The following is a 25,955-nucleotide window of genomic DNA, read 5'->3' as shown; positions in this document are numbered from 1 at the left end:
GGCAGGCACACCGGGTCTTCGAGGAACTCGCCGCGGTGGGCGTGGATATGGGCGACGTTGCCGCCCAGCTCGAGCGCTGCGCGCCGCGCGCGTCGTCGTACCACCTTTGGGTGAGCGCGCCCGGAACCGGAGCGGCTCCGGGTAGTATTAGGGTGATGAGCCGCGCGATTGGCGCCGTCGCCCGCGCACGAGCCTAAACAGAACGGGGTGTATCCATGGCACGCATTTTCGTTGTTGGAAGCATGAATTCCGATACTTTCCTCAAGGTGGAGAATTTTGTGGAGCCGGGAGAAACAATTTCCGCGCTCAGCTCCCACACCGCGCTGGGCGGGAAGGGCCTCAACCAGGCGGTTGCCGCGGCCCGCATGGGAATCCCCGTCACCATGGTGGCCGCCCTCGGGCGCGATGCGGTGGGAGATGCCGTTGCCACGGAGCTCGCCGCGGAAGAAAATCTTGATATGGCTGCCGTGCTGCGGGTGAGTGAACCCACCGGGCAGGCCATGATCCAATCCGATGCGGATGGCGAAAATGCCATCGTGGTGGTGGCCGGTGCGAACGCCGCGAATACCCCGGAGAATGTGGTGGAGCGCCTCGCCGCGGTGCAGGCGGGGGATATTGTGGTCTGCCAGCTGGAAATTCCCGAACCCGCGGTGGCGGCCGCCCTGGCGGAGGCGAAGAAGCGCGGGGCCACCACGGTGCTCAATGCCGCCCCGGCCGCCCCGGTGGGCCACCTGCTGGAGAATGTGGACGTGCTCATCGTCAATGAAACCGAGGCGGATACCATCCTGGGGACCAAGGTGACCGACCGCGCCCAGCAGCTCCACCTGCGTTACGGCGGTTCCATCGTGGTGACGCTGGGAAGCCACGGCTGCCAGTATATTGACGCCTACCTGCCCGATGCTGATGTCAAGGCCGATGCACTACCCGCCCACCACGTGGATGTTGTGGATACCACCGGCGCGGGCGATGCTTTTGTGGGGGCTTTCGCGGCCGCCCTGGCGGTGGGTGAATCCCTGGCTACCGCGGCCCGGTGGGGCACGGCGCTTGGCGCTATCGCCACCGGGGCTTCCGGGGCGCAAGGCTATACCGCCAGCCGCGCGGATGTGGTGGCGCTGGCCGGTGTTGGCGCAGCTAGCGGCGCCGGCACGGAAGCCGCGGCCGCGGAAAACTAAACAACCGGCGCGGGCGCCGCGGGTGTTCCCGCCGCGTACCCGCCACGGAAAACTAAGCACGGCGCTTGACCCCAGTACTACCCAGAAAGGTTTTTTCGTGCCTCCCGCACCTACCGAGCCCGCACCTACCGATCTGAGCCTCCTGCGCGAGGCCGCCGCCAGCGTGAAACTCGTCGTCGTTGATATGGATGGCACCTTCCTCCTGCCGGGCAAGATTTTCCCGGAACGCGGCAATGAGCTGGTGGCGCGCCTGCGGGAGCGCGGCATTATTTTCTGCCCGGCCTCCGGGCGGCAGTACCAGACCCTCGCGGATATGTTTTCCGCCCACGTGGAAGGCATGCCGATTATCGCGGAGAACGGGGCGAATGTGCGCCGGGACGGCGAGCCGCTGGCCACCACCACCCTGCCGCGGGAAACCAGCGCGCGGGTGGTGGAGATCGTGCGCGAGCTCAGCGCGGCGGGCGAGGATGTGGGCACGGTGCTCTGCGGTGAGAAGGCTTACGCCGAACGCCGCGATAGCGCGTTCCTGGACGAAACCCTCGCCTACTACCACGCGAATGCGATCGTCCCTGACCTCATGCCCCATACCGAGGGGATTTACAAAATTGGGGTGCTCAGTTTCGCCGACCCGCTCCGGCGTGTGATACCGCTGCTGGAAACCCTCGGGCCGGGCGTGGATGTGGTGCGCAGCGGGCAGCTGTGGACGGATGTCAATCCTTCCGCCGCCACGAAAGGCACCGGCCTGGCCGGCCTCCAGGCCAGCCTTGGCATCAGCCCGGCGCAAACCCTGTGCTTCGGGGATTTCAATAATGACATCCCCATGTTCGAGCACGCCCGCTTCAGCTTCGCCATGGCGAATGCCCAGCCCGATGTGGTGGCGGCCGCCCGCTACGTGGCGCCCTCCAATGCGGAAGAAGGCGTGCTCACCGTGCTCAACGACCTCTTCGAGCTGGGCCTGTAACCGTACGCGCCGCTAGTTGTGCGGGTCCTGCGGTGCTTGTGGGGCCTGCGGGTCTTGCGGTTCTTCACCCTCGCGCGGTTCTGGCGCGGGCTGCGTTTCCGCGGGCGCTGCGCTTTCTGCGCGGTCCGTATTTTCGGGCGACGACGCCGCTGCTGGCGCAGCGGGCGGGGCCGGCGGGAAAACGGGATCCTGCGGCGGGAACTGCGGGCTCTGGCTGGCGAAGGGCGCTTGCGCAGCGGCGCCGGCATCGGTACCGGGCTGCGCGGCGCTGGCTACCGTGGCCGGAGTCTTGGCGATTTGCCAGATCCCGAAGCCCAACATGAGCACCGCGGCCACCGCGAGCAGGTAGTAGCCAATACCGGGCGTAATATCCACATCCACGCCCTGGGCCTGCCCGTAAGCAATGATGGTATCCGCATCCGAGGGCTTGATATTAATAACCAGGTAAATCCCCACGATAACGGCGCCGACGATGCCGCCCGAGGACCACGTTTTCCGCACGGCGGCGGGTGCCTGGCGCACCAGCCCCACGAAGGCGCCAATCGCGCCCAGGGCCAGCCCGATGGTGATGAAAATGGCCACCGACTTGGTATCGGTTTCCCACAGCTTGACGCCGAAATCTTCCGATTGGGTGCCGGCGCTCATATGCAGAGTCCAGAAATGCAGCGCCGTGCCAATAAAACCGATAATGGACCCGGCCAGCACGCCGAGCGGGGCCGCCAGCGGCGCGGTGGTGCGAACCGCGGGCACCGGCGTTTGCATTGGTGCAGGTGCAGGTGCAGGTGCGGGCATAGGCGCGGGAGCGCCGCTGGGCTCGGGCGGATTCGAGGAGTGTTCCGAGGGCACGTCTGCCCCCTGGGGGAAAGTATTACTCATACCCCTAGTTTAGGGGTCGCGCCCCGGCGGCGGGCATGGCGGGCACCTTGCGGCGCGGGCGCCTCACCGCACGGGCGTGCGCTGGACGGCTGCGCGTTGACTCAGGGAGGCAGGTGCTTGTGCGCAGGCGCATGGGAACGACGACGCAGCACCGGGACAGGGGTCCCAGGGCTTTCCCATGTTCACCCAGAGATATGAAACCCCTCACATGTGCCCAAAAATAGGTAGAGTGATAGGTAGGAATGCGGGAGATTCCGCGTTCCGTTCATAACCGTATATGTGCTCTCTTCCCGCGGGTAGCGAAGCGCCGTCGCCTCTCTACCCGGCCCTAAGTCCCTGTATTAGCGCTGCTCGCGCAGGGGGTCAGGCGCGCGGGATACGCCGGGAAGCCCATCGAATATATCCACTACGCGGGCGGGCCGCGGGTCTGCTCGCACCGATACGCGGAGGTCGAACAATGGCGTACAAGACAGTCAGTCCGTACACCGGTGAAACACTCAAGGAATATCCCACTGCCACTGATGAGGAAGTCAAGAAGGCAGTAGACGTTGCCCATAACGCCTTCCTGGCGTGGCGGGAAACATCGTATGAACAGCGCGCGCAGGTGCTCCAGAAGGCTGCCGATCTGCTGCGCGAACGCCGCACTGAATACGCCTCGATTATCACCAAGGAAATGGGCAAGGTGATCGGGGAAGCGGAAGCGGAAGTCGATATCTGCATCGCGATGTTTGAAGACTACGTGCGCAATGGCGAAAAGTATCTGGCCACCCGCACGCTCCCCTCGGATAAATACGGGAAGGATTCCGTGCAGCTGCTCTTCCAGCCGCTCGGGGTGCTCTTCATGGTGGAACCGTGGAACTTCCCCTACTACCAGATTGTCCGCGTGGCTGCCCCGCAGCTTTTCGCCGGCAATACCCTTATTCTCAAGCATGCATCCATTGTTCCGGAGTCGGCCGCTACCTTCGTGGAGATTTTCCGCGAAGCGGGTCTGCCCGAAGGCTGCTTCCAGAATCTCTACCTCTCCCACGACCAGTCGGAAATTGTGCTGGCCGATCCGCGGGTGCGCGGGGTGGCGCTTACCGGTTCGGAAGTGGCCGGGGCGGCTATCGCGCAGCTGGCCGGCAAGTACATTAAGAAGTCCACGCTGGAACTGGGCGGGGCCGATGCTTTTATCGTGCTCGAGGATGCTGATATTGATAAGACGGTCGCCTGGGCGGTGACCGGCCGGCATTGGAATGCCGGGCAGGTGTGCTGCTCCTCCAAGCGCATGATCGTGGTGGATGCCGTGTACGAGGAATTCCTGGCGAAGTACCGGGAGGGCGTCAAGCAGCTCAAGGCCGGGGACCCGATGGATCGGGAAACCACCCTGGCACCGCTGTCATCCGCGGCAGCGAAACGCGATCTGGCCAAGCAGCTCGAGGAAGCTATTGCTGAGGGCGCCAAGGCGGAAGAAGCCGGAATTGAGCTACCCGAGCACGGCAACTTCTTCCAGCCCACTATCCTCACGGACATCCCCGCGGGCGCGAAGTGCCGCTATACGGAATTCTTCGGGCCGGTCTCCCAGATTTACCGGGTCAAGGACGAAGAAGAGGCGATTACCCTGGCCAATGATTCGCCCTACGGCCTGGGCGGCTCGGTCTTTACCGAGGATCTGGAACTCGGCAAGAAGGTAGCCGCGCGGCTGGATACCGGGATGGTCTATCTCAACCATCCCACCGCGGTCGCGGCGGATATTCCCTTCGGCGGCGTGAAGAACTCCGGCTACGGCCACGAGCTCATCGACCTGGGTATTCACGAATTCGTCAATATCAAGGTGGTGGCCAATTCGCCCATCGACGGCGAATTCTAAGCCCTGATCGCCGCGCTGTGCCGCGCCGGTCACCGGTGCCGGTAACCCGCGCGGCTGACCGAGCGGCGGACCGCTGGCTCTCCTGATCGCCCGCGGCCCCAAGCAGCCGCGGGTGGCCCAATCTCCCGTGGGCCAGATGCACCGGGCCGGGATGTAAGCATCCCGGCCCGGTCGTCGTCGTACTTTAATAATGATTACGCGCGCGCATGGCGCTTCTCACGCGAAACCTTCACCTGGTAGGCGATGGTGAGGAGCAGCAGCCAGGCCGGGCCAACGAAAACGGCCACGCGGTAGGCGTCTTGGAACAGCATGAGGACCACGCAGGCCGCCAGCGCCACCAGCACGAAAATGCTTGAGGCGAGGCCGCCAGGCAGCTTGTAGCTGAGGCCCGCCACGCGTTCCGGGCCGAGCGCGGCGCGGAATTTCAGCTGCGTGATCATGACCATCGTCCAGTTGATAATCCCGGCGATGAGGGCAATGGACAGCAGGTACCCGAAAGCGAAACTCGGGAACGCGAAGACCACAATGACCGCGACCACGGTCACGGCTGAGGATGTCAAAATTCCCACGTACGGCGTGCCCGCGCGCGAGAGCGTGGCGAAAATCCGCGGCGCATTCCCTTGTTGCGCCAAGGAATACAGCATGCGGCCGTTGGAATACAGGCCGGAATTGTAGACGGAAAGCGCCGCGGTGAGCACCACAAAATTGAGGATATGGGCCGCGAAGGTGATCCCCACCGAATCGAAAATCTGGACGAAGGGGCTGGCGTGCCCGTCGATGGAGCGCCACGGGATGACCGCCATAATAATGGCGAGCGAGAGCACGTAGAAAATGAGGATGCGCTGAATCACCAGGTTGATGGCGCGGGGGATCGACCGGCGCGGGTCGTCCGCCTCCCCGGCGGTGATGCCGATAAGTTCGATGCCGCCAAAACTAAACATAACGACGACGAAAGCGAAGGTCGCCCCTTTGAGGCCATTGGGGAAAACCAGCTCGGCGAAGGAGGTTCCGGGCGGAACCTGGTGGGGTTCTTGGAGTCCGACGACGAGCACCAGGATTCCCAGCACGATCATGCCGATAATCGCCACCACTTTGACCAGCGCGAACCAGAATTCGAATTCGCCGAAGGCGCGTACCCCGAGTAGGTTCACCGCCGTGATAAACACCAGGCAGAAGGCCGCGGTGAGCCAGGTGGGGACCGCCGGGAACCAGTAGTTGATATAGAGGCCGACGACGGATAGCTCCGACATTGCCACGAAAATGTAGTTAAACCAGTAATTCCAGCCCGAGATGAAGCCGGCGCGCGGGCTCCAATACTTGTAGGCGTAGTGGGAGAAGGCGCCGGGGACCGGCTCGTGCACGCTCATCTCACCCAGGGCGCGCATAACAAGGTAGATCGTGCAGCCGCCAATGAGGTACACGAAGAGGATTGCCGGGCCGGCCAGGCTAATGGAGGAGGCCGAGCCGTAAAAGAGGCCGGTTCCGATGGCCCCGCCCAGCGCGATCATCTGGATATGGCGATTGTGGAGGTCGCGGTGCAGGTGGGCGGCGTGGGACTTGGTGTGGGTGCCCGGTGCTGGTGTGCCGGCGGTCGCGGGTGTGCCGGGTGTTGGAGTTTCGGCGGGTGCCGGCGTGGAATTCGTGGACATAGAGGTCTTTCCCGATATGTGAGGAATGTGCTTATAGCGCCTTGAGCTTATCGCCTTGAGTGCGCGGGTGGGGAATTATGGGCGCGTGATGGAAAGGGGCGCGGGTGAGAGCCGCTGCCCGCGAGTAGTTCGCCTGCCGCTGTGGCGCCTTTCTGGCGAGTAGCTGGCGGCCATCGGCGTGCATAGTGAAACATCTTGCGCTTGTGGAGTGACACAGGCCTCAATTTTCACTATAGCCACAGTATTAACACCCATGGTCACTCGGTTGGATTTTGGGGAACCGGGTATATTAATGCATGCTCATGCACTTCTACCTGGTAAATTACATCTCTTCAACAAACAGTACGTGTTAATTTGGCGCGGAATTGCAGCTTAAACTACCTACAGTGACGATGGTCACAGAGTTTCGAAAATCTCATCGTTCCCGTATATTAATAGAGCGCAATAAAGTATTGTGACTGTTGTGGCAGGTGCTCAGTGGAGTGCACGGCTGGCGAATGGGATCGGTCGGTAAAAGGCCTCTTCTGGGGTAGGCATGCCATGGACATACGTTTATAGGAGTAGACATGCAGTTGAAGAAGATTGTGGCTGGCGCTACCTTTGGTGTGATGCTCGCCGCGGGGGGGGGGTGTAGCTTACGCTGCTCCTGCCGCGCCTGATGCACCCCAGGTGACCGCTGCCGATACCACGGCGGCTCAGAAGGCCCTGGATGAGGCCAAGGCTAAGCTCGCTGAGTTCCCCTCCGCTGAGGAACTTCAGACCCAGCTCGATGATCAGAAGAAGTACGTCGAGATTCAGAAGGGCACCCTCAGCTACGCTGAAGAAAAGCTCGACGCTTCCCCGGGTGTTGTTCCCGCCGAAGAAGCCCACGCCAAGGCTGTTGCCGAGCTGAAGGAAGCTCAGAAGGCTTTCGATGCCAATCCGACCGATGAGGCCGCTACCAAGGCTTACGAAGCTGCCAAGGCTAAGGTTGATGCCGCGGCGGCTGCTATTAAGGCTGCCTCCGACGAATTCGAAAAGCTCGAGATCGCCGTCTCCAATGCCAAGGCTAAGCTGACCGAGCTTGAGGTTGGCGTTGTTACCCTCAACGACAAGATCGCTGCGCGCGCGGCAGCCGAAAAGGCTGTTGCGGATGCTCAGAAGGCTCTTGACGCTCTGAAGGGCCAGACCCCGAAGCCCGAGCAGCCCAAGGTTGATCCGAAGAAGGACGGCGACAAGGTCGATCCTAAGGCAGACCCGAAGGCTGAGCCCAAGAAGGACGGCGACAAGAAGGACGCCGACAAGAAGGCCGACCCCAAGGCTGAGAAGAAGGCTGACCCCAAGAAGGAAGCCAAGAAGGCCGAAGGTAAGAAGCTGGCCAACTCCGGTGTTGACGCCGGTGCGGCTGCCGGTGGGGCTGCTCTGCTCCTCCTGGCCGGTGGCGCCTTCGTTGCCTACCGCAAGTTTGCCTAAGCAAACCTGCCTCTGGCGCTAACAACAGTTTCGAGGTTGGTTGCCACTAGGTAATTCATCCTCAACTGTTTCATCGTTTCACGCTGAATGGGTCCGGGTTTTTACCCGGGCCCATTCTGTATTTGAGGCGAGGCTCGGGGAAATTCCGATAAATCGAAGTAATGACTCGTTAATGTGACGCGTAAATAAGCCGGGTATACATCCGGTGTGGTGATCGGCACAGAGTTTCAATAATCTCATCCTTCCCGTATATTGATAGAGCGCAATAAAGTATTGTGACTGTTGTGGCAGGTGCTCAGTGGAGTGCACAGCTGGCAAATGGGATCAGCTTGCACGGTATAACACTGGGAACGGTGCCATGACCATACGTATTTAGGAGTAGACATGCAGTTGAAGAAGATTGCGGCCGGTGTCACTTTCGGTGTCATGCTTGCCGCGGGGGGGGGTGTAGCTTACGCTGCCCCTGCTGATGATCCTGTAAAGGACGCTCAGCTCAACGTTGATTATTTCTGCACGCCGGGAACGGAATACTTCGATATGGCGAAGTGTGCCGATGCCGAAGCTGCTCTCGCGAAGGCGAAGGCAGATGCAGTGCAGCCGGCTCCGGCTGGCGATGAAGCAAAGCCGGAAGCTCCGAAGGGTGACAGTGTCAAGGTCGCCCTCGAAGATAAGCAGCTTGATGCGCAGTACAAGTGCGCAGAAGGCACCGAATACTACGACTTCGTCGCATGCAAGACCCTTGAAGCGGAAATTGCCGATCTTAAGAAGTCTGACGCGGAACTTGATGTCACTTGGTTCTGTGCTGAAGGTACCGAGTACTACGACATGTACAAGTGTGCTGCCGCGAAGGATCGCCTGAAGGAACTGACGCCGGGGGTGAAGGTCGAGGATCCCAAGACCGACAAGCCGCAGGTGGAACAGCCGAAGCCTGAGCAGCCCAAGGTTGATCCCAAGAAGGACGGCGACAAGGTCGATCCTAAGACCGACCCGAAGGCTGAGCCCAAGAAGGATGCCGATAAGAAGGCTGATCCTAAGGCTGAGAAGAAGGCCGAAGCCAAGAAGGCTGAAGGTAAGAAGCTGGCCAACTCCGGTGTTGAGGCCGGTGTTGCTGCGGGTGGGGCTGCTCTGCTCCTCCTGGCCGGCGGTGCCTTCGTTGCGTATCGCAAGTTTGCCTAAGCGAACCTGCCTCTGGCACTGACAACAGTTTCGAGGTTGGTTGCCACTAGGTAATTCATCCTCAACTGTTTCATCGTTTCACGGGGAGTGGGTCCGGGATATTCCGGGTCCACTCCCCGTATTTAGCGGGATAATGCGCGTCTGGTCGATACGGCGCCAAGACCCTCGATTTATAACCCTCATCTCATATAGTGGTCAATAGTTTGACGTGGCTTAATAATTCCCTCTAGGCTACTGGAGGTGGGTGCCCGCACGGGGCATCACCTGATAACACTGCCGGCGGCACGGCCCCGGCGCCCCGATTCGGACGGAAAGGATGCACCATGGTTCTCACTGATCCTCGCTCTGCCATGACGATGCCCGCCGCCCGAATGCGAATGCTGGGCTAGCGCGGATTCCACTTGGCCTTCGGGCGATTCCGCGCGCGAGGACATCTCGCCCCGGTCCGTTACGTCTCACTGAGCACCCGCCGCTGCGGCGTCGTATCGTTGATGGGATACGCTGAGTCGGACCGATCTCCATCACCACACCCAGCACAAAGGATATTAATATGACGAAGATCAAGACCACCCACGTTGGCTCCCTCCCGCGTACCGATTCGCTGCGCGCCACCAACGAAGCGCACCAGAACGGCCAGATCAGCGAGGGTGAATTCAAAGAAAAGCTCGACGCCGAAGTTGCCGGCGTTGTTGCGCGCCAGAAGGAGATCGGCCTCGATATTATTAACGACGGCGAATACGGTCACGTCATGACCGAAGTGACCAATTACGGTTCCTGGTGGTGGTACTCCTTCTCGCGCCTGGGCGGGCTGGAATTCACGGATAACGAATTCCACGCGGCTGCCACCGCGGGCGGGGGAGCGGTCGAGCTCGTCCCCTTCGACCAGCGCCGGGACTGGCAGCGGTTCAAGGATGCCTACACGGATCCGGAATCGGGAATCCACCAGGCCAAGCGCCAGGAAGTGGCCATGCCCACCATCACCGGCCCCGTGACCTACATCGGTGCCGAACAAACCCAGCGCGACGTCGACCTTACGCTCAAGGCACTCAAGGCCAACGGGCTTGATGCTTCTTCCGGGTTCATCGCGGCGCTGTCTCCCGGGTCCGCGGCGCGTATTTCCAATACGTATTACAAGTCGGAAGATGAAGTCCTCACCGCGATGGCCGATGCCCTCCACGAGGAATACAAGATCATCACCGATGCCGGCCTGACCGTCCAGATTGACGATCCCTCGCTGGCTGAAGGCTGGGACCAGGTCAACCCGGAACCGGCGGTTGCCGATTACCGCACCTGGGTGGCTCGCCGTATTGAAGCGATCAACTACGCGCTGGAAGGCATCGATCCGGAACTCGTGCGCCTGCACGTGTGCTGGGGTTCCTGGCACGGCCCGCACACCACCGATATTCCCTTCCGCGACATCGTGGATCTGTGTTTGAAGGTGAAGGCGCACGGCCTGACTTTCGAAGCGGGCAATGCGCGCCACGCCCACGAATGGAAGATTTGGGAAGATATTGCCCTGCCGGAGGATAAGGTCCTCATCCCGGGCGTTGTTTCCCACTCCACGAACGTGGTGGAACACCCCGAGCTGGTGGCCCAGCGCATTGAGCATTTCACCTCGCTGGTGGGCCCCGAGCGCGTGATCGCCTCGACCGATTGCGGGCTGGGTGGGCGTATCTACCCGTCCATCGCCTGGGCGAAGCTTGAGACGCTCGTGGAAGGCGCCCGCCTCGCCTCGAAGTAAAGTCTCCAGGGCAGCGGGCCTAATGATCCCCGCGCCTTGAAGTACCGGAGCGGCACGCCGCTCCCTGTGGAACACCGAAGGGGACCTGTGCAGCTGAAGCTGTTCAGGTCCCCTTCTGGTATTCCGGCCGCGCCACCTCCCGCTAGTTCACCGGTGATTCGCCCAGCGTCACCTCGATGGTTTGCGGGGCGCCTCCGCCGCGCGAAATCTCCAGGGTAATAGTGTCCCCAACCTTGTGGGTGCGCACCTGCTTAGCCACCTGCGCCGGGCTGGAAACCGATTGGCCATCCAGGCTGAGAATCGTATCTCCTTCCTTAACTCCGGCCTTGGCCGCCCCGGAATTCGGGCCGACGGCCAGCACAGTCACCCCGCCCTGCTCGCTGAGCCCCACGGTAATCCCGAGGGCGGCATTCTTACCCACGGTCACATTATCGTCACTCTTCCCGGCGCGGATCTGCTCCACAATGGACAGCGCCCGCTCGATGGGAATCGCGAAACCGTACACCTGCGCGGAGGTGGTGCCCTGCGACGCGGCACTATTCATCCCCACCACTTCACCCTGGGCATTCATCATGGGCCCGCCCGAGTATCCGGGCACTACATCGGCATCGGTGACGATCATATTCTTGAGGGTGTCAAAGCTCAGGCCGTCTTCGGTGGCCACCCGCACGTCCATACCCAGCCCGGTTACCTCACCTTTAATCTCGGTGAGATAGCCCTGCCCGCGCCCGTTACCCACCGCGCTGACCTTATCGCCCTGCTTGGCCGGGGTACTAGCAATTTTTGCCGGGGTGAGCCCGGAAGCATCCTTGAGTTGCAATAGGGCGACGTCGCGCTTCTCATCATGCCCAATAACACTGGCCGCGTAGGTTTTCCCGGCCGCCGGAATCTCCACCTGGATGGCATCCGATCCCATAACCACGTGGTAATTCGTGAGCACCTGGCCGTCGGCGGTCAGCACAATCCCACTGCCGGCACCCATGCCCGAGCCCATCCGCGCATTAATAATGGCCACGCCGGCCGGGCTTACCTTTTCGCCGCGGTCAATAGGCCCGTCCGCGCCGTGGTTACCGCCCGGCAGCTGGGTGGGGAAATCGCGCGGAATCGGCATATACGGTTCCGCCCCGCCCTGCTGGCGTCCATCATTCGGCGAGGTCAGGCCGTCGTTATATTGGAAACTAAAAGGATCCTTGACGGAAGGGGAGCTGGCCTGCGGTTCCGGAGCCAGGCCGAAATACCCCACCCCGGTGCCCACGAGCAGCGCGACCACCATTCCGATAATGACCAGAATGGCGGTGGTGCCCTTCGAACGCCGCTTGACCGGTGCCGGCGCGGTCCCGAATTGGGGGCCATAGCCGTACCCGTAGCCAGGTTGCTGGTAGGAGCCCTGGTACGAGCCCTGGTACCCACCCTGATACGCCCCGGGAAATGCGCTCTGATAGGAGCCTTGCGAAGCGCTCTGATAGGAACCTTGCGAGGCGCTCTGGTACGAGCCCGGATAGCTTCCGGAATAACCTCCCGAGTACCCGCCTGAGCCGTTCCCTGCTGAGCTGCCCGGATAGGGCGGCTGCGTGGAAGCGTACCCGTAGTGCGCGGCGCCGCTGCTCGCGCCTGGGGCGCCACTTGTGTTCGAGCCGCTAGCCCCGGCCGAGGCGCTGCCCGCGGTGGAAGCGTACCCGGCGGAGGGAGCGCTGGGGTAGTGGTACGCATTCGTGTAGCTATTCGATTGCGTGCCGCCTGCTTGCGCGCCCGGTTCGCCCGAGTCATTACGCCACTCATCTGTCATGTGAAACGTCCTTTCCTCACTCCGCACCTAGCCCCGCCACGGCTGCCGCGGTGGTCCGGTCACACCGGGTAGCATGCCCGCCGATTCTGGAAAGTTTCTGAACGTTGTCCGAAAATGCGAGCATTGCCCGCCGCGCTAAATCCACGACGGCAGCCACATATGCAGGCGCCAAAACTCATAGGAAACCGTTTGTCCGGTCCAGATCGGGTACCAGAACAGCGCCGCCAGAATAATAAGAACGACGACGGCGCCGCACGCCGCAAGCGTGCGGCGGCTAATCAGGCATCGCCACCAGCGCACGGGATAGGCACATATTCCAGGTGGCTCATCGCGGATAAAGTCCGCGTGGCCCCAAGCTGCGTCGTCGTACCTATCAGCACGCACGCTTCCGTTCCCGCGCGCGTGCGGGGCGCCCAGCGCGCCGGTGATATAGCCGAGGCCGTAGGTGAGGGCGAGGGTCACGAAGGGGAGGAAAGCAACGGCGTAGAACTGGAAAATAGTGCGGTCCATGTACAGCGACCACGGCGCGGCCATGGCGAGGTAGCCGCTGAGGATTGCCCAGGCGCGCCAGTCGAAACGGGTGAAAGCCACCCAGAGCACCACCACCAGGGCGAGGAGCGCCAGCCACCACACCACCGGGTTGCCCACCGAGGTGACCGCTTGGACGCAGCGCTCGCCGCTCGGGCATTGCCCGGCGATTTCTTCGGAGGTGGGCCACCAGAAGGAGACCGGGCGCCATTGCACGAACCACTGCCAGACCGAGGATTGGTAGGTGTGCGGGGTGGAGAGTCCGTTGTGGAAATCCCACATTTGGCTGTGGTAGTGCGCCAGGTCGTTGAAGGAATTGGGGAGCCAGGGGAAGGAGAGGGCCTCCGGGGTGCTCTCGCGTACGCTCGCCGCCCAGCCGTGCCCCCAGGAACGGCTATCGCGGAACCAGGAGAACCAGGAGGCCACATAGGTGGCGGCCGCGGTGGGAACTAGATGCACGAAAGCCGGGATGCCTTCCTGGAAAACCGCGGCTCCTACCCATAGGCGCAGGCCCACCGCGTGGCGGGCTGCCATACCCCAGGCGAAAGCCACCAGGCCGAAAACCGCCACGGCGTAAATACCGGACCATTTCACCCCGCAGGCCAGCCCCAGGAATACTCCGGTGGCCAGCATCCAGGGGCGCCACCACACCCGCGGGCCCCAGGCGGCCGGGCGGCCGTCCGCGTGCACCGGCCCGAAAGCTACCCGGTGGGCCAGGCGCTCCCGGGTCCAATCGCGGTCGCGCAGCAGGGCCCAGAATCCGGCCAATACAAAGAAAGCGAGGAGATTATCGAGGATTCCGATGCGGGAAAGAGTGATGCCCATGCCGTCCAGGGCCATCGCGATGCCGGCCACTCCGGCCAGCCACGGGTTGAGGAAGAGGCGCAGGGCGATGCGAACGAGGAGCGCCACCGCGAGGGTGCCGGCCAGCGCCACCATAAAACGCCAGCCGAAGGGGGAGGTTTCCCCGAAAATTGCCTGGCCTACCGCCATAATCCATTTCCCGAGCGGGGGATGAACCACGTAGTCCCCGGCCGGTGAAGTGTGGGAGAAGTCGCCGGCGGCGAAAGCGGCATCGAATTCCGTGCCGCCCTGCCAATCCACCTCGTAGCCCAGGCGCAGCAGTGAATTCGCGCCCTTGACGTAGTAGGTTTCGTCAAACATGAGGCGGTCGGGGAACCCCAGGCGGAAGAAACGCGTGAGGGCGGCGATAAGCGTGACCGCTCCCGTGATCCACCACCCCAGGCGTTTTTCCCCGCGGGTGAGCCACTCTAATCCGCGCGGGGCCAGCCCGAGCCGGCCGCGCAGCTCGTCTTCGTAGCGCTCCGCGCACTCGCGGGGGAGGCGCCCGATGGGTTCGCTTAGTTTTTCGCTCACGTGCGGATTCTATCGATAACTGCGCGCCCGCGTGGTGGCGAGGCCGCGGCGGCCCGTGCCGCGCGTGTGCGTGACGTTCCGGCCCGGCGCCGCGGGCGGGCGGCCGCGGCACCGGAGCGCGTGGCAGAATAGCAGAATGAGCACAGGTCAGGATGCCGGACAGCACGAGGGGCACCGCCCCGGTCAGAACGAAAGCCAGCACGCGGGAATTGTTCTTGCCGCCACCCCCATTGGAAACGACGCCGATGCCTCGCCGCGCCTGCGCGCTGAAATTGCGCGGGCTGATACCGTGGCCGCGGAAGATACCCGGCGTTTTTACCAGCTCGCCGCCCGGCTCGGTATTGAGGTGAGCGCCCAGGTACTCTCCTATTACGAACATAATGAAGCCGAACGCGGAGCCCACCTCATCGACCTGGCCCGGTCCGGCGCGCGCGTGCTCATGGTCAGCGATGCGGGTATGCCCTCCGTTTCCGATCCCGGTTTCCGCCTGGTGGTGCGCGCCCGCGCAGCCGGTATCCCCGTGACCGTGGTCCCCGGCCCTTCCGCCCCGCTCACCGCGCTGGTCGCCTCCGGCCTACCCACCGACCGTTTCACCTTCGAAGGATTCCTCCCGCGCAAATCCGGGGAACAGGCCGCCGCGCTCGCGGCCCTGCGAAGCGAAGAACGCACCATGATTTTCTTCGAATCCCCGCGCCGCCTGGGGGCTACCCTCGCCAATTTCGTCACCGCCTTCGGTCCCGGGCGCGAAGCGGCGGTCTGCCGGGAGCTTACTAAGACGCACGAGGAAATCGTGCGCGGGCCCCTGGCCGAACTCGCGCAGCGGTTCAGCGAGGGGGCCCTGGGGGAGATCGTCGTCGTCGTAACAGGAAGTAGTGCGGCCGAAAGGGAAGAACAGGTGCGCGCGCGGGCCGTGGGCGACGTCGCCGAACTGTGCCAGCTCGGCCTGCGCCGCAAAGATGCCGCCGCTTTCGTGGCCGCGCGCACCGGTTTACGCACGAATGAGCTCTACCGCGCCGCCCTCGAGCAGGGCGAAGAAAGCGCGGAAATACGCGGGTTTAGTGGGGTTTAGGGCCCGAAAATCGCGGCTAAACCACGTTCCACCCGCGCTCCACCCGGATTTTCCTAGCGCGCGTGACCTGGATCATGCACAGTAAAAACAACCCCCGGGGAACCGGGGCCGGGACATGATCCTCTCGCCGCGAGGCGGGTACGGGTTGGACAGCCAACAGTGATCCCAGGGGCCAAAGAAGACCCCGTTACCGCTGGCCGGTCTGCCCGAACGGGACCACGGACCGCGCTAGGAAAGGAACGACAATGGCTGTCAATATCCGCGGACGCAACTTCCTCAAGCTGCTCGATTTTACGCCCGATGAAATCCGCTACCTGCTGCGTCTGTCCGCGCAGTTCAAGGAACTCAAGCTCAGCGGCACCCCGCACCGTTACCTCGAAGGCAAGAATATTGTGCTGCTCTTCGAAAAGACCTCCACCCGCACCCGCTGCTCCTTCGAAGTGGCCGGCATGGACCTGGGCATGGGCGTGACCTACCTGGATCCGGGCAGCTCACAGATGGGCAAGAAGGAATCCATCGAGGATACCGCCCGGGTGCTGGGCCGCATGTACGACGGCATCGAATACCGCGGCTTCTCCCAGGAACTCGTGGAAGAAATGGGTGCCAAGGCCGGGGTGCCGGTATGGAACGGCCTGACCGACCTCTTCCACCCCACCCAGATGCTCGCCGATATTCTCACCGTCCAGGAGAACTTCGAGGACGGCATCAAGGGCAAGAAGTTTGTGTTCTTCGGCGATGCGCGCAATAACGTGGCGAACTCGCTTATGGTGGTCTGCTCCAAGCTGGGCCTCAACTTTGTGGCCTGCGGCCCGAAGGATCGCATGCCCGAAGAGTGGCTGGTCGATACCTGCAAGGAACTCGCCGCGGAATCCGGCGGCAGCGTGACCCTCACCGAAGATGCCGCGGAGGCAGCCACCGGCGCCCACGTGCTCTACACCGATATTTGGGTTTCCATGGGCGAACCGGATGAAGTGTGGGCCTCGCGTATCGCGGAGCTGGAAGCCTACCGCGTCACCCAGGAACTCATGGACAAGGCCGATCCGGAAGCGATCTTCATGCACTGCCTGCCCTCCTTCCACGACACCAACACCACCATCGGCGCGGAAATCGCGAAGAAGTTCGGGGTGACGGAAATGGAAGTGGAAGACCGGGTCTTCGAAGGTCCGCGCTCGCGCGTCTTCGACGAAGCCGAGAACCGCATGCACACCATTAAGGCCGTTATGTACGCAACCCTCTCCTAGGAGGGTTCAGGCACGTGCCCGCGCGGCCGTGCCCAGGTAGCGCGGGCGACGACGCCTGGGAGCTGGCTGCAGGTAGCAGGGCCACCCCGCGGCGCGTCGCCCGCGCGTGAAAAGGACAGAAGATGACTCAGGAAAATACCCGTACCGCCGGCGAAAAAATTGTGGTTGCGCTGGGCGGCAATGCGCTCGGGAAAACCCCGGAGCAGCAGCTCGAACTTATTAAAGAAACCGCCCGCTCCATCGTGGATTTGGTGGCAACCGGCAATGACGTTGTTGTCGCCCACGGGAACGGCCCGCAGGTGGGCATGATCAAGGTCGCGACCGATAATTCCGCGGCCGCCGGGGAAACACCGTCGATTCCCTTCGCCGAATGCGGCGCCATGTCCCAGGGCTATATCGGTTACCACCTCCAGCAGGCCATCGAGGCCGAACTCGCGGCGCGGCAGATTGCCCGCCCGGTTATTTCGGTGGTCACCCAAACGGAGGTCGACGCCGCAGATCCCGCTTTCGGGCGCCCAACCAAGCCGGTGGGGGCTTTCTTCACCGAAGAACAGGCCCGGGTCCTCATGGAGGAAACCGGAAACAAGTACGTGGAGGATGCCGGGCGCGGCTGGCGCTGGGTGGTGGCCTCCCCGCTCCCCGTCTCCATCGTGGAACGCGATGTTATTAGCTCGCTCGTGGAGGCCGGCACCATCGTGATCGCGGCCGGTGGCGGCGGCATCCCGGTGGTCAAGGAAGGCTCGGGATACCGCGGAGTTGCGGCCGTCATCGATAAGGATCGCACCGCCGCGCTGCTGGCGCGGGAGGTCGACGCCGATACTCTCCTCATCCTCACCGCCGTGGACGCGGTCGCCATTGATTTCAACAAACCCACGCAGCGCGATGTGCCCGAAATGACCGTGGCTCAAGCCCGCCAGTACATCGAGGAAGAACAATTCGCCCCCGGGTCCATGCTGCCCAAGGTCGAAGCCTGCCTCGAATTCGTGGACGGCGCGGCCGGGAAACGCGCCATTATTACCTCTCTGGAAAAGGCCGAACAGGGAATTTCCGGGGAGAGCGGCACCGCGATCATCGCCTAAGTCCGAAGGACACAATCATGACAACACGCACAAACGATGCCCCCGTCGGCAATGGGGCCGACGAAGACACCGGCACAACAACACCCCGCAAGAAGCGGCGCGGTATTACCATCCCGGGCGCTTTCACGATTCTCTTCTTCCTGACCATCGTGGCGGCTATCGCCACGTGGCTGGTGCCGGCCGGCTCCTACGCCAAGCTGAGCTACAGCTCGGATACCGGCACCTTCTCCGTGCTCAGCCCGCAGGGGGAAACCAAGGAATACCCCGGCACTCAGGACACCCTGAGCGAATTGGGCATGGATATTGACCTCTCCCAATTCACCTCCGGGGCCCTCAATAAGCCGATCTCGGTACCGGGCTCCTATGAATCCCTCGAGCAGAATCCGGCCAGCGTCGCCGATATTCCGGTCGCCATGGTGCACGGCACGATCGAAGCGGTGGACATTATGGTCTTCATCTTCGTGCTCGGCGGCCTCATCGGGGTGGTGAGAAAAACAGGTGCATTCGAGTCAGGGCTCATCGCGCTGACGAAGAAAACCAAGGGCCACGAATTCCTCCTCGTCTTCGCGGTATCCGTCTTCATGGTGGTAGGCGGATCGCTGTGCGGCCTGGAAGAAGAAGCGGTGGCCTTCTACCCGATTCTGGTACCCATATTCCTGGCCATGGGATACGACTCCATTATCTGCGTGGGCGCGATCTTCCTGGCCGGATCTATGGGAACCACCTTCTCCACGATCAACCCCTTCTCCGTGGTGATCGCCTCCAATGCCGCAGGTATCCCCTTCACGGATGGCATTATCTGGCGCGTGGGTGGCTGTATCGTGGGCGCCATTGTGGTGGTGTGGTACCTGCACCGCTACGCAAAAATGATTAAGAAGGACTTCACGAAGTCCTACGTTTACGAAGATCACGAGGCTTTCGAGAAACAGTGGGCGATGACCACCCACGCTGATGATGTTCCCGCCTTCAACTGGCAGAAGAAAATCATCCTCGTTCTCTTCGTATCCGCCTTCCCGATTATGGTGTGGGGCGTTATGGCCATGGGCTGGTGGTTCCCGACCATGGCGGCCTCCTTCCTCACCATTACCATCGCGGTTATGGCGATTTCCCTCTTCGGGAAAGACCGCCTCAATGAGAAACAGCTGACGGATGCCTTCATCGAAGGCTCCTCCAGCCTGGTGGGCGTTTCGCTCATCATCGGGTTGGCGCGCGGCATCAATATCGTGATGAACGACGGCCTCATTTCCGACTCCCTGCTCCATTCGGCAACGAACCTGGTCTCGGGGATGTCCGGTCCGCTCTTCATCATTATTATGCTGCTGATCTTCTTCGTGCTCGGTTTTGTGGTGCCGTCCTCCTCCGGTCTGGCCGTGCTGGCCATGCCGATTATGGCGCCGCTGGCCGACGCCGTGGGTATCCCGCGGTGGATCATCGTTTGTGCGTATCAATGGGGTCAGTACGCGATGCTCTTCCTGGCACCCACGGGCCTGGTCATGGCAACGTTGCAGATGCTCGATATGAAGTACCAGCATTGGTTCCGCTTCGTGTGGCCGATGGTGCTCTTCGTACTCGGCTTCGGCGGGGTGGCCTGCGTGGCTCAGGTGCTTATCTACGGCGCGTAGGCGCGAAGAATACGGCTAAAAAATAGCCGAAACGCGCGGCTCCGGCGGGCGTGGTACCGCCGGGGCCGCAGCGTGCATTCCGCCGGCCCGGTATTTCGGCGCGGCGGTTAATGCTTTTATAATGTGACGGTGTGGCGCGAGACACTCGCGCTCGCGATCCCGCGTAGCGGGCAACCGTGGCGGAATCGCGTGGTGAAGGCAACGGAGCTATGCAATGACGATAGGACTGTTTTATTACACCTGGATGGTGGGACTCTTCATCCTCATGGGTTCGGCGACGGCGCTTGCGTGTTATCTCGTTTCGCGCCGTCGCATGTTTGTATGTTGCGCTGCCCTTTTCCTCGTGTATTTTTTCGACGTCGCAACCGTGGCCCGCACGGACTTCACCCACCCACGCAATATTGACAGCGTCTACCACATCACCGCGCCCCTGGAATCCATCACCCTGGGGGCCCTGCTCATGGGGCTGATCTGGTTGACCTACGCCACCTTCATGACGGAACCGGAAGCGAAAGTGGAATGGCACAGCACCCTCATCCCGGCCGGGATTTTTATTGTGGGCAGTGCCGGGGCTTTGCTAATTCCCGATCCGGCCTGGCGGGAATTCGTGTTCTTCTCCATGCGCGGCATCGTGGTGATTGGGATCCTCAGCGTGGCAACGTGGAATTATGTGCATGCCACCACCGGGGTGGAGAAAATTCGCCAGCGCCGCCACCGCTGGCTTTACGTTGCTACCTGGGTGGCGGTACTGGGAACCTTCGCCTGGAATATAACCTTTATTTTCCTTGTGGCTCCCCACGCGGATAGTGCTTCCGCGCTGGCCTTCCTTCCTGAACGCAATTTCTTGGAAAACCTCATGTATATCTGCTGGGTGATCCACGTGATGCGTTTCGGGGTGCGGGTGCTGCGCATCCACTTCGACCGGCCCCCGGAAACCGTCAATCACCTGGAGGAGGATTTCATCGAATCCTCCCTGGTGTTCTATTCCCAGGCCCGGGGGCTATCGAAGCGCGAAGAAGAAGTGCTCGGCTACCTCATGCGCGGGAAAACAAATTCCCAGATTTCCACCGAGCTCTACCTATCACCTTCCACGGTGAAGGTGCACGTGCACAATATCCTCAAGAAAAGCCAGGTGGCTAACCGTGAGGAACTGGTCAAAGACTTCTGGCGCTCGGTTTAGCGGGCCCCTCGCGAGTCTCGCGGGCCTGCTGGCACACCCGCGCTATTTCGCGGAGTCCATTCCGGGGCGGTAGTCGATATCGGAGAAATCGAAATCGGCCTCATTGACCTCATCCGAAAAATCGATATCTTCGTCTTCTTCGGCGTAGTCATCGAAATCATCGTCCTCGTAGAGCTCGTAATCCTCATCGAGGTGCTCGAGTTCCTCATCGCCAGCTGCGGCGGCGTCGTACGGATCATCAAATTCATCCGGAACCTCAGACTCTTCGTAAAAACCGAAGGCCTCCGAGGATTGCAGCTGCTCCACGCCCGCTTCGTCCATCTCCACGCGGGCCGCGGCCCCGAGTTCCGGGGAGGTGGGCACGGTGAGGTCGGAAAAAACGCGGGTGCGGAAACCGTTACGGACCGCGTCAATAGCGGTGGCGCGCACGCAATGCGATTCGGCAATACCCACCACGTCCACATCCGTGACCTCGGCGGTGCGCAGGACGTCCTCGAGGAGATTCCCCTGCGGATCGGTGCCCTCGAAACCGGAATAACCCGAGGCGTACTGGCCCTTCTTGAATTGGACGTCGATAGGAAGCGCCGCGATGGATTCGTGCAGCTCCGCCTCCGGGGTATCGGCTACGCCGTGGGGCGGCCAGCTATCCACAAAATCCGGATTCTCGGAAAAATGCGGGCCCGGATCAATATGCCAATCCTGGGTGGTGGCGATGAGAGCGTATTCCTCGGCGTTATCGGTGACAAAATCTGCAATGCGTTCGGCAACGGCGTTACCGCCATCTACCCCGAGGCTGCCGCCTTCGCAGAATGTGGGTTGCACGTCAACAATGATGAGTGCGCGGGTCTCATCCATAGTCATCCTCCTGATGAAGCGGGTCATCACGCGGTGCGCGGCGGCCGGCTGGTTTCGCAATGGTGGCGCCGCGCCCTTATAGTTTAGGCGCGGGGATGCGGGCGCGCTAGCGGGCACGCGTGGTAGCCAGCTAGTGGGCACGCGTGATAGCCAGCGAGCGGGCGCGCGCGCCGGCACGCTAGTAGAATGGTGGCCATGACTCATATTCTCTCCGCTGTTGCCTGGCCGTATGCCAACGGCCCGCGCCATATTGGTCACGTTGCTGGATTCGGTGTTCCCTCGGATGTGTTCTCGCGCTATATGCGCATGGTGGGGGAGGATGTCCTCATGGTCTCGGGTACCGATGAACACGGCACCCCTATTTTGGTTTCGGCCGACGCGGAGGGAATCACCCCGGAAGAACTCGCGGACCGCAATAATCGCATTATTGTGGAGGACCTGGTGTCGCTCGGGCTTTCCTACGATCTGTTCACCCGCACCACCACGGTTAATCACGAGCGGGTTGTGCAGCAGATGTTTGAGGTGTGCCGGGATAACGGTTATATGGTGGTGCACTCCGCCCCGGTTGCCTTCGATCCGGAAACCGGGAATACCCTCCCGGATCGCTATATTGAAGGCACCTGCCCGCTGTGCGGTAACACCTCGGCCCGCGGGGACCAGTGCGATAGTTGCGGTAACCAACTTGATCCGCAGGATCTTATCGACCCGGTCTCCAAGGTCTCCGGGAAAACGCCGCAATTCCGCGAAACCGAGCATTATTTCTTGGACTTGCCGGCGCTTGCGGAGCGCCTGGGGCAGTGGCTTGATGAGGTGGAAGAATCTGGGAAGTGGCGCCCGAATGTCATTTCATTTTCCAAGCACCTCCTGGAAGATGTACGCCCGCGCGCGATGAGCCGGGATATTACCTGGGGCATTCCGGTACCCGGGTGGGAAGATCAACCCTCCAAGCGCCTCTACGTATGGTTCGACGCCGTTATCGGCTACCTATCCGCCTCTATTGAATGGGCACGCCGGCGTGAAGCGCGCGGAGTGGGAAGCCGGGAGGATTGGCGGGCCTGGTGGAATAACGCGGATGCCCGCTCCTACTACTTCATGGGCAAGGATAATATTGTTTTCCATTCCCAGATCTGGCCGGCCGAACTCCTCGCCTATAACGGGGAGGGGAGCCGGGGCGGCCAGCCCGGGGATTTGGGTACGCTCAACCTGCCCACCCAGGTGGTGGCTTCGGAATTCCTCACCATGGAAGGTAAGAAGTTCTCCTCGTCCAAGGGCGTGGTGATTTATGTGCGCGATGTGCTCTCGCGCTACCAGCCCGATGCACTGCGCTACTTTATTTCCATTGCCGGCCCGGAAACTTCCGACGCTGATTTCACCTGGGCGGAATTTGTGCGGCGTAATAATTCCGAGCTGGTGGCCGGCTGGGGGAACCTCGTCAATCGCACCGCGGCCATGATCGCGAAGAACTTCGGGGAAATCCCGGCGGCCGGGCCGCTTGAGGATGTGGACCGGGAGCTCCTGGACGCGGTGGAAGCCGGTTTCGCTACCGTGGGTGATGCCATTGCCGCGCACCGCCAGCGCGCCGCGCTCACGGAAATTATGCGGCTGGTGGGGGAGGCCAACGGCTACGTTTCCGCCACCGAACCTTTCAAGATGAAGGATCCTTCCCAGCGTGAACGCCTGGGCACGGTGCTGCACACCCTCATCCAGGTGGTTTCTGATCTCAATACCATGATGAGCGTATTCCTTCCGCATTCCTCGAATACGGTGGACCGGGTGCTGGGCGGTGCCGGTGATATTGCCCCGATGCCGCGCCTGGAAGAAGTCACCGACCTGGATTCCGGTAAGCCCTACCCGATTATTACCGGGGATTATTCCGATCCGCACCCGTGGGCGCGGGTGGAAGTGCAGGTTGGCACCCCGATTTCGAAGCCGTCCCCGGTTTTCACCAAGCTGGATACCAGCGTGGTTGATGAGGAGTTGGAGCGCCTTGATGCGGTGTTGAGGGCTAAGCGTGCGCAATGAATCGGTACGGAACGGGGCCGTGCGTGACGCAGCGCCGAATGGAGCAGTTGCGAATGGAGCGGTTCCGAATGGTGCCGTGCGCAACGAATTAGCGCCGGAAGAATTCGCGGCCCTCTCCGCGAAGGAGAAAAAGCGGGCCCGCCGCTGGTACCTGCCCGATGCTCCGGCCCGGCTTGCCGGCCCGGTTATCGATAACCACACCCATATTTGGGTGCCGGCGGGGGAGGGGCAGGCAGGCGGCTCGGGTTCGGCCACGGCCGCGCATTCGGCTAGTGCTAGTGCTTCGCCGGGCCGTGCCGCGCTCACCCCGCCGCGCGGGCGGATGCTGCCGAGCGAGGAAGCCGCCGCCATGGACGCCGCAGGGGTATGCCACGCCATTACCTGCGCCTGTGAGGTTCCGGATCTGCTGCCCACCGTCGCGGTGGCAGAAGCGGACCGCGCGCATTTTTCCGCCGCGCTCGCGATTCACCCCAATGAGGCCGCCCGGCACCGCGGGATCACCGCGACCGGCCCGGATGGGTTAGCCCAGGAGCTCGCCGCCCACCACACCCTCAGCCTGGAGGATGCCATTGGCCGGGTGGCGGAGGCAGCCCGCTCCAGCGCCGTCGTTGCTATTGGGGAAACGGGGCTCGACTATTTCCGCACTTCCGAGGAGGGCCGCGCCGCCCAAATTGAGGCGTTCCGCGCCCACCTCGCCCTCGCGCGTGAGCTCGACCTTCCCGTTCAGATTCACGACCGCGAAGCCCACGCCGATTGCGTGGAGGTGCTGCGCCGTGACGGCGCCCCGAGTCGCGTAGTTTTCCACGCTTTTTCCGGCGACGCCGCGCTTGCCGAGCTGTGCACCCAGGAAGGCTGGTACGGAAGTTTTGGCGGGCAAATGACCTACCCGGCCAATGATCAGCTCCGCGCGGCCTTCCAAGCTTTTGATCCGGCGCTGCTCCTCGCGGAAACCGACGCCCCCTACCTCACGCCGGTGCCCTGGCGCGGCCACCCCAACGCACCCTACGTGATGGCATGGACGGTACGTTTTGGGGCCGAGCTGCGCGGCGTGAGCGAAGCAGACTGGTGCGCCCAGCTCCTGGAGAACACCCGGGCGGTGTACGGGGAACTGGGCGCGGCCTAGGTAGCTTTGCGGCTCGTTTAGTTCTGCGGGCTTTCCGACTCGGGACTCTGGGCGGACGGCCCGGATTGGGGAGCCGACTGGCTTGAAGCCGTCTGCTGAGCTTGGGCTTGCGGCTGGCCGCTACCTTGCGGGTATCCCTGCTGTGCATAAGCCTGCTGGCCGTAATTCTGGCCGTAGGGCTGGCGGTACTGCTGGGCATAGGGCTGCTGGCCCTGATACTGAGCTTGACCCGGGTAGCCCTGGCCGTAGCCCTGCGGGTACCCCTGCATCGGCGCGCCCTGGTTCGGGTACCCTTGCGCCGGGTAGCCCTGCCCGTAGGGCTGCGCTGCGGGATAGCCGGGATAGCCCGGGTACGCGGGGCGCGCGGATTTCTTCGCGGCCGTTCCCGCAGCCACCCCCTGAGTGATCCCCACCAGTGCCAGAACCAAGGCCAGCGCGCCGGTCACCCAGAAAAGCACGGTGTACTGCGCCCCGAATTCGCGGAGCGCACTCACCGAACTATCCAAGGAGAGCGCCGCGAGCCCACCCAGGGTGATCGCTCCGCCCAGCGGCGCCAGCCACGAAAAAGCCTGGGCTGCCCGGCCGGTGATGAACAAACCGAGCACTCCCGCCAGCAACGCGAGGACCAATCCAACACCGTATAGGATCACGGGCAGCCACACGCCACCCGGATGCGCCAGCCCGAAGATCGAGGCATTATCTTCGCCCAGGGCCAGGACCGGCGTGAAGCACAAGATAATAAGAGCGATGCACAGTGTGGTGGTGAGAGCCGCCAGGCCGCGCAGCGCGCCGGTGCCACGCTTCGATGCGGAGGGAACGGGGTAGCTCGGAGGGACAGGCTGCTGTGCGTATCCGGGATATTGAGTGCTCATAGCCTTAAATGTAATCGATGTAACGCCCGCGCTGGGGGCGCGTTAGCTTTGTCTCCCCGCCAGGGCCTTCCCAGCCCTCTCCGGCAATGTGAAATAACGCTCAGATTACGATGCGCCAGCGGGCGGCGTCGTCGTACCACATGCGCAAAAACCGCAAGAATCCACGGAAAGATCACGCGACCACCGCGTGAGCGTTCTTGAAAATCTCAAGAAAAGCGAGCCTTCCTCTCCGGATCATTGTCCAAATGTTACGAAATGATTACACTCGATATAGTTTCGTTATAAAAGCGGGGCCGGAGGGTACTCGCGCAAGCAACGGAGGAAG

20 protein-coding genes are annotated in these 25,955 nt (G+C 62.3%); 14 read left to right on the top strand and 6 right to left on the bottom strand.

From position 1 onward, the window contains the following. The 3 genes from ACRQFC_RS06585 to ACRQFC_RS06575 form a co-directional block, all read left to right on the top strand. On the top strand, nt 1-197 hold a 197-nt coding region (locus ACRQFC_RS06585), incomplete at its 5' end, for a hypothetical protein (RefSeq protein ID WP_435734656.1). An 18-nt stretch (nt 198-215) separates the two neighbouring features. Continuing rightward, nucleotides 216-1,172: a ribokinase gene (locus tag ACRQFC_RS06580; RefSeq protein ID WP_284883112.1), complete on the top strand. Its 957-nt coding sequence runs from the start codon at nt 216-218 to the stop codon at nt 1,170-1,172. Nucleotides 1,173-1,269: 97 nt separating this feature from the next. Then, nucleotides 1,270-2,133 (top strand): Cof-type HAD-IIB family hydrolase, encoded by an 864-nt coding sequence (locus ACRQFC_RS06575; protein WP_284883111.1) that lies wholly within the window; start codon nt 1,270-1,272, stop codon nt 2,131-2,133. Nucleotides 2,134-2,145: 12 nt separating this feature from the next. Here ACRQFC_RS06575 and ACRQFC_RS06570 read toward each other — a convergent pair whose 3' ends face one another. Next, nucleotides 2,146-3,009 (bottom strand): hypothetical protein, encoded by an 864-nt coding sequence (locus tag ACRQFC_RS06570; protein WP_284883109.1) that lies wholly within the window; start codon nt 3,007-3,009, stop codon nt 2,146-2,148. 457 nt (nt 3,010-3,466) lie between these two features. On the opposite strand from ACRQFC_RS06570, the gene ACRQFC_RS06565 reads away from it, so the two are divergent. Beyond that, on the top strand, nt 3,467-4,858 hold the full coding sequence (locus ACRQFC_RS06565) for an NAD-dependent succinate-semialdehyde dehydrogenase (RefSeq protein ID WP_284896870.1): 1,392 nt from the start codon (nt 3,467-3,469) through the stop codon (nt 4,856-4,858). A gap of 194 nt (nt 4,859-5,052) precedes the next feature. Here the strand turns inward: ACRQFC_RS06565 and ACRQFC_RS06560 are convergent, their stop codons facing one another. Then, nucleotides 5,053-6,507, bottom strand: a complete 1,455-nt coding sequence (locus tag ACRQFC_RS06560) for an amino acid permease (RefSeq protein WP_284896869.1) — start codon at nt 6,505-6,507, stop codon at nt 5,053-5,055. Between the two features lie 669 nt (nt 6,508-7,176). Between ACRQFC_RS06560 and ACRQFC_RS06555 the strand changes: the two genes are divergently transcribed. The 3 genes from ACRQFC_RS06555 to ACRQFC_RS06545 all read left to right on the top strand — a co-directional run bounded on the left by ACRQFC_RS06555 (nt 7,177) and on the right by ACRQFC_RS06545 (nt 10,876). After that, nucleotides 7,177-7,959, top strand: coding sequence for a hypothetical protein (locus ACRQFC_RS06555; protein ID WP_284896868.1), 783 nt, complete (start codon nt 7,177-7,179; stop codon nt 7,957-7,959). A 384-nt stretch (nt 7,960-8,343) separates the two neighbouring features. Continuing rightward, nucleotides 8,344-9,135 (top strand): hypothetical protein, encoded by a 792-nt coding sequence (locus ACRQFC_RS06550; RefSeq protein ID WP_435734655.1) that lies wholly within the window; start codon nt 8,344-8,346, stop codon nt 9,133-9,135. A 550-nt stretch (nt 9,136-9,685) separates the two neighbouring features. Then, a complete protein-coding gene (locus ACRQFC_RS06545) occupies nt 9,686-10,876 on the top strand; it encodes a cobalamin-independent methionine synthase II family protein (RefSeq protein WP_284896866.1) in 1,191 nt (396 codons plus the stop codon). A gap of 142 nt (nt 10,877-11,018) precedes the next feature. Here ACRQFC_RS06545 and ACRQFC_RS06540 read toward each other — a convergent pair whose 3' ends face one another. Together ACRQFC_RS06540 and ACRQFC_RS06535 are read right to left on the bottom strand one after the other, a co-directional pair. After that, a complete protein-coding gene (locus tag ACRQFC_RS06540) occupies nt 11,019-12,662 on the bottom strand; it encodes a S1C family serine protease (RefSeq protein WP_284896865.1) in 1,644 nt (547 codons plus the stop codon). Between the two features lie 135 nt (nt 12,663-12,797). Beyond that, nucleotides 12,798-14,567, bottom strand: a complete 1,770-nt coding sequence (locus tag ACRQFC_RS06535; RefSeq protein ID WP_284896864.1) for a dolichyl-phosphate-mannose--protein mannosyltransferase — start codon at nt 14,565-14,567, stop codon at nt 12,798-12,800. A 136-nt stretch (nt 14,568-14,703) separates the two neighbouring features. On the opposite strand from ACRQFC_RS06535, the gene rsmI reads away from it, so the two are divergent. The 5 genes from rsmI (at nt 14,704) to ACRQFC_RS06510 (ending at nt 20,758) form a co-directional block, all read left to right on the top strand. Further along, a complete protein-coding gene (gene rsmI, locus ACRQFC_RS06530; protein WP_284896863.1) occupies nt 14,704-15,636 on the top strand; it encodes a 16S rRNA (cytidine(1402)-2'-O)-methyltransferase in 933 nt (310 codons plus the stop codon). Nucleotides 15,637-15,881: 245 nt separating this feature from the next. Next, on the top strand, nt 15,882-16,877 hold the full coding sequence (argF, locus tag ACRQFC_RS06525; RefSeq protein ID WP_284896862.1) for an ornithine carbamoyltransferase: 996 nt from the start codon (nt 15,882-15,884) through the stop codon (nt 16,875-16,877). 122 nt (nt 16,878-16,999) lie between these two features. After that, nucleotides 17,000-17,956 (top strand): carbamate kinase, encoded by a 957-nt coding sequence (gene arcC / locus ACRQFC_RS06520; protein ID WP_284896861.1) that lies wholly within the window; start codon nt 17,000-17,002, stop codon nt 17,954-17,956. 17 nt (nt 17,957-17,973) lie between these two features. Continuing rightward, nucleotides 17,974-19,578 carry a YfcC family protein gene (locus ACRQFC_RS06515; protein ID WP_284889423.1) on the top strand — a complete coding sequence of 535 codons (1,605 nt, stop codon included), beginning with the start codon at nt 17,974-17,976 and terminating at the stop codon, nt 19,576-19,578. A gap of 214 nt (nt 19,579-19,792) precedes the next feature. Then, nucleotides 19,793-20,758, top strand: coding sequence for a helix-turn-helix transcriptional regulator (locus ACRQFC_RS06510; RefSeq protein WP_284896860.1), 966 nt, complete (start codon nt 19,793-19,795; stop codon nt 20,756-20,758). Between the two features lie 42 nt (nt 20,759-20,800). Here ACRQFC_RS06510 and ACRQFC_RS06505 read toward each other — a convergent pair whose 3' ends face one another. Further along, nucleotides 20,801-21,613: an isochorismatase family protein gene (locus ACRQFC_RS06505; protein WP_284896859.1), complete on the bottom strand. Its 813-nt coding sequence runs from the start codon at nt 21,611-21,613 to the stop codon at nt 20,801-20,803. Nucleotides 21,614-21,808: 195 nt separating this feature from the next. Between ACRQFC_RS06505 and metG the strand changes: the two genes are divergently transcribed. Both metG and ACRQFC_RS06495 read left to right on the top strand, forming a co-directional pair. Further along, nucleotides 21,809-23,635: a methionine--tRNA ligase gene (gene metG / locus ACRQFC_RS06500; protein WP_284896858.1), complete on the top strand. Its 1,827-nt coding sequence runs from the start codon at nt 21,809-21,811 to the stop codon at nt 23,633-23,635. 76 nt (nt 23,636-23,711) lie between these two features. Continuing rightward, on the top strand, nt 23,712-24,758 hold the full coding sequence (locus tag ACRQFC_RS06495) for a TatD family hydrolase (protein ID WP_284896857.1): 1,047 nt from the start codon (nt 23,712-23,714) through the stop codon (nt 24,756-24,758). Nucleotides 24,759-24,775: 17 nt separating this feature from the next. On the opposite strand, the gene ACRQFC_RS06490 is transcribed toward ACRQFC_RS06495, so the two are convergent. Next, nucleotides 24,776-25,630: a polyadenylate binding domain-containing protein gene (locus ACRQFC_RS06490; protein WP_087070430.1), complete on the bottom strand. Its 855-nt coding sequence runs from the start codon at nt 25,628-25,630 to the stop codon at nt 24,776-24,778. Nucleotides 25,631-25,955 lie beyond the last annotated feature (325 nt).

Origin of the sequence: Actinotignum inguinis (genome assembly GCF_051265835.1) — a bacterium.
Lineage (GTDB): Bacteria > Actinomycetota > Actinomycetes > Actinomycetales > Actinomycetaceae > Actinotignum > Actinotignum timonense.
The sequence above is the reverse complement of the archived record's forward strand: the minus strand, read 5'-3'. Positions and strand labels throughout refer to the sequence as shown.

What these genes read in the sequence shown, in the direction of transcription:
- ACRQFC_RS06580 (WP_284883112.1), top strand. Translation starts at nt 216, where the DNA reads ATGGCACGCATTTTCGTTGTTGGAAGCATGAATTCCGATACTTTCCTC.
- ACRQFC_RS06570 (WP_284883109.1), bottom strand. Translation starts at nt 3,009, where the DNA reads ATGAGTAATACTTTCCCCCAGGGGGCAGACGTGCCCTCGGAACACTCC.
- ACRQFC_RS06565 (WP_284896870.1), top strand. Translation starts at nt 3,467, where the DNA reads ATGGCGTACAAGACAGTCAGTCCGTACACCGGTGAAACACTCAAGGAA.
- ACRQFC_RS06560 (WP_284896869.1), bottom strand. Translation starts at nt 6,507, where the DNA reads ATGTCCACGAATTCCACGCCGGCACCCGCCGAAACTCCAACACCCGGC.
- ACRQFC_RS06550 (WP_435734655.1), top strand. Translation starts at nt 8,344, where the DNA reads ATGCAGTTGAAGAAGATTGCGGCCGGTGTCACTTTCGGTGTCATGCTT.
- ACRQFC_RS06545 (WP_284896866.1), top strand. Translation starts at nt 9,686, where the DNA reads ATGACGAAGATCAAGACCACCCACGTTGGCTCCCTCCCGCGTACCGAT.
- ACRQFC_RS06540 (WP_284896865.1), bottom strand. Translation starts at nt 12,662, where the DNA reads ATGACAGATGAGTGGCGTAATGACTCGGGCGAACCGGGCGCGCAAGCA.
- rsmI (WP_284896863.1), top strand. Translation starts at nt 14,704, where the DNA reads ATGAGCACAGGTCAGGATGCCGGACAGCACGAGGGGCACCGCCCCGGT.
- argF (WP_284896862.1), top strand. Translation starts at nt 15,882, where the DNA reads ATGGCTGTCAATATCCGCGGACGCAACTTCCTCAAGCTGCTCGATTTT.
- arcC (WP_284896861.1), top strand. Translation starts at nt 17,000, where the DNA reads ATGACTCAGGAAAATACCCGTACCGCCGGCGAAAAAATTGTGGTTGCG.
- ACRQFC_RS06515 (WP_284889423.1), top strand. Translation starts at nt 17,974, where the DNA reads ATGACAACACGCACAAACGATGCCCCCGTCGGCAATGGGGCCGACGAA.
- ACRQFC_RS06510 (WP_284896860.1), top strand. Translation starts at nt 19,793, where the DNA reads ATGACGATAGGACTGTTTTATTACACCTGGATGGTGGGACTCTTCATC.
- ACRQFC_RS06505 (WP_284896859.1), bottom strand. Translation starts at nt 21,613, where the DNA reads ATGGATGAGACCCGCGCACTCATCATTGTTGACGTGCAACCCACATTC.
- metG (WP_284896858.1), top strand. Translation starts at nt 21,809, where the DNA reads ATGACTCATATTCTCTCCGCTGTTGCCTGGCCGTATGCCAACGGCCCG.
- ACRQFC_RS06490 (WP_087070430.1), bottom strand. Translation starts at nt 25,630, where the DNA reads ATGAGCACTCAATATCCCGGATACGCACAGCAGCCTGTCCCTCCGAGC.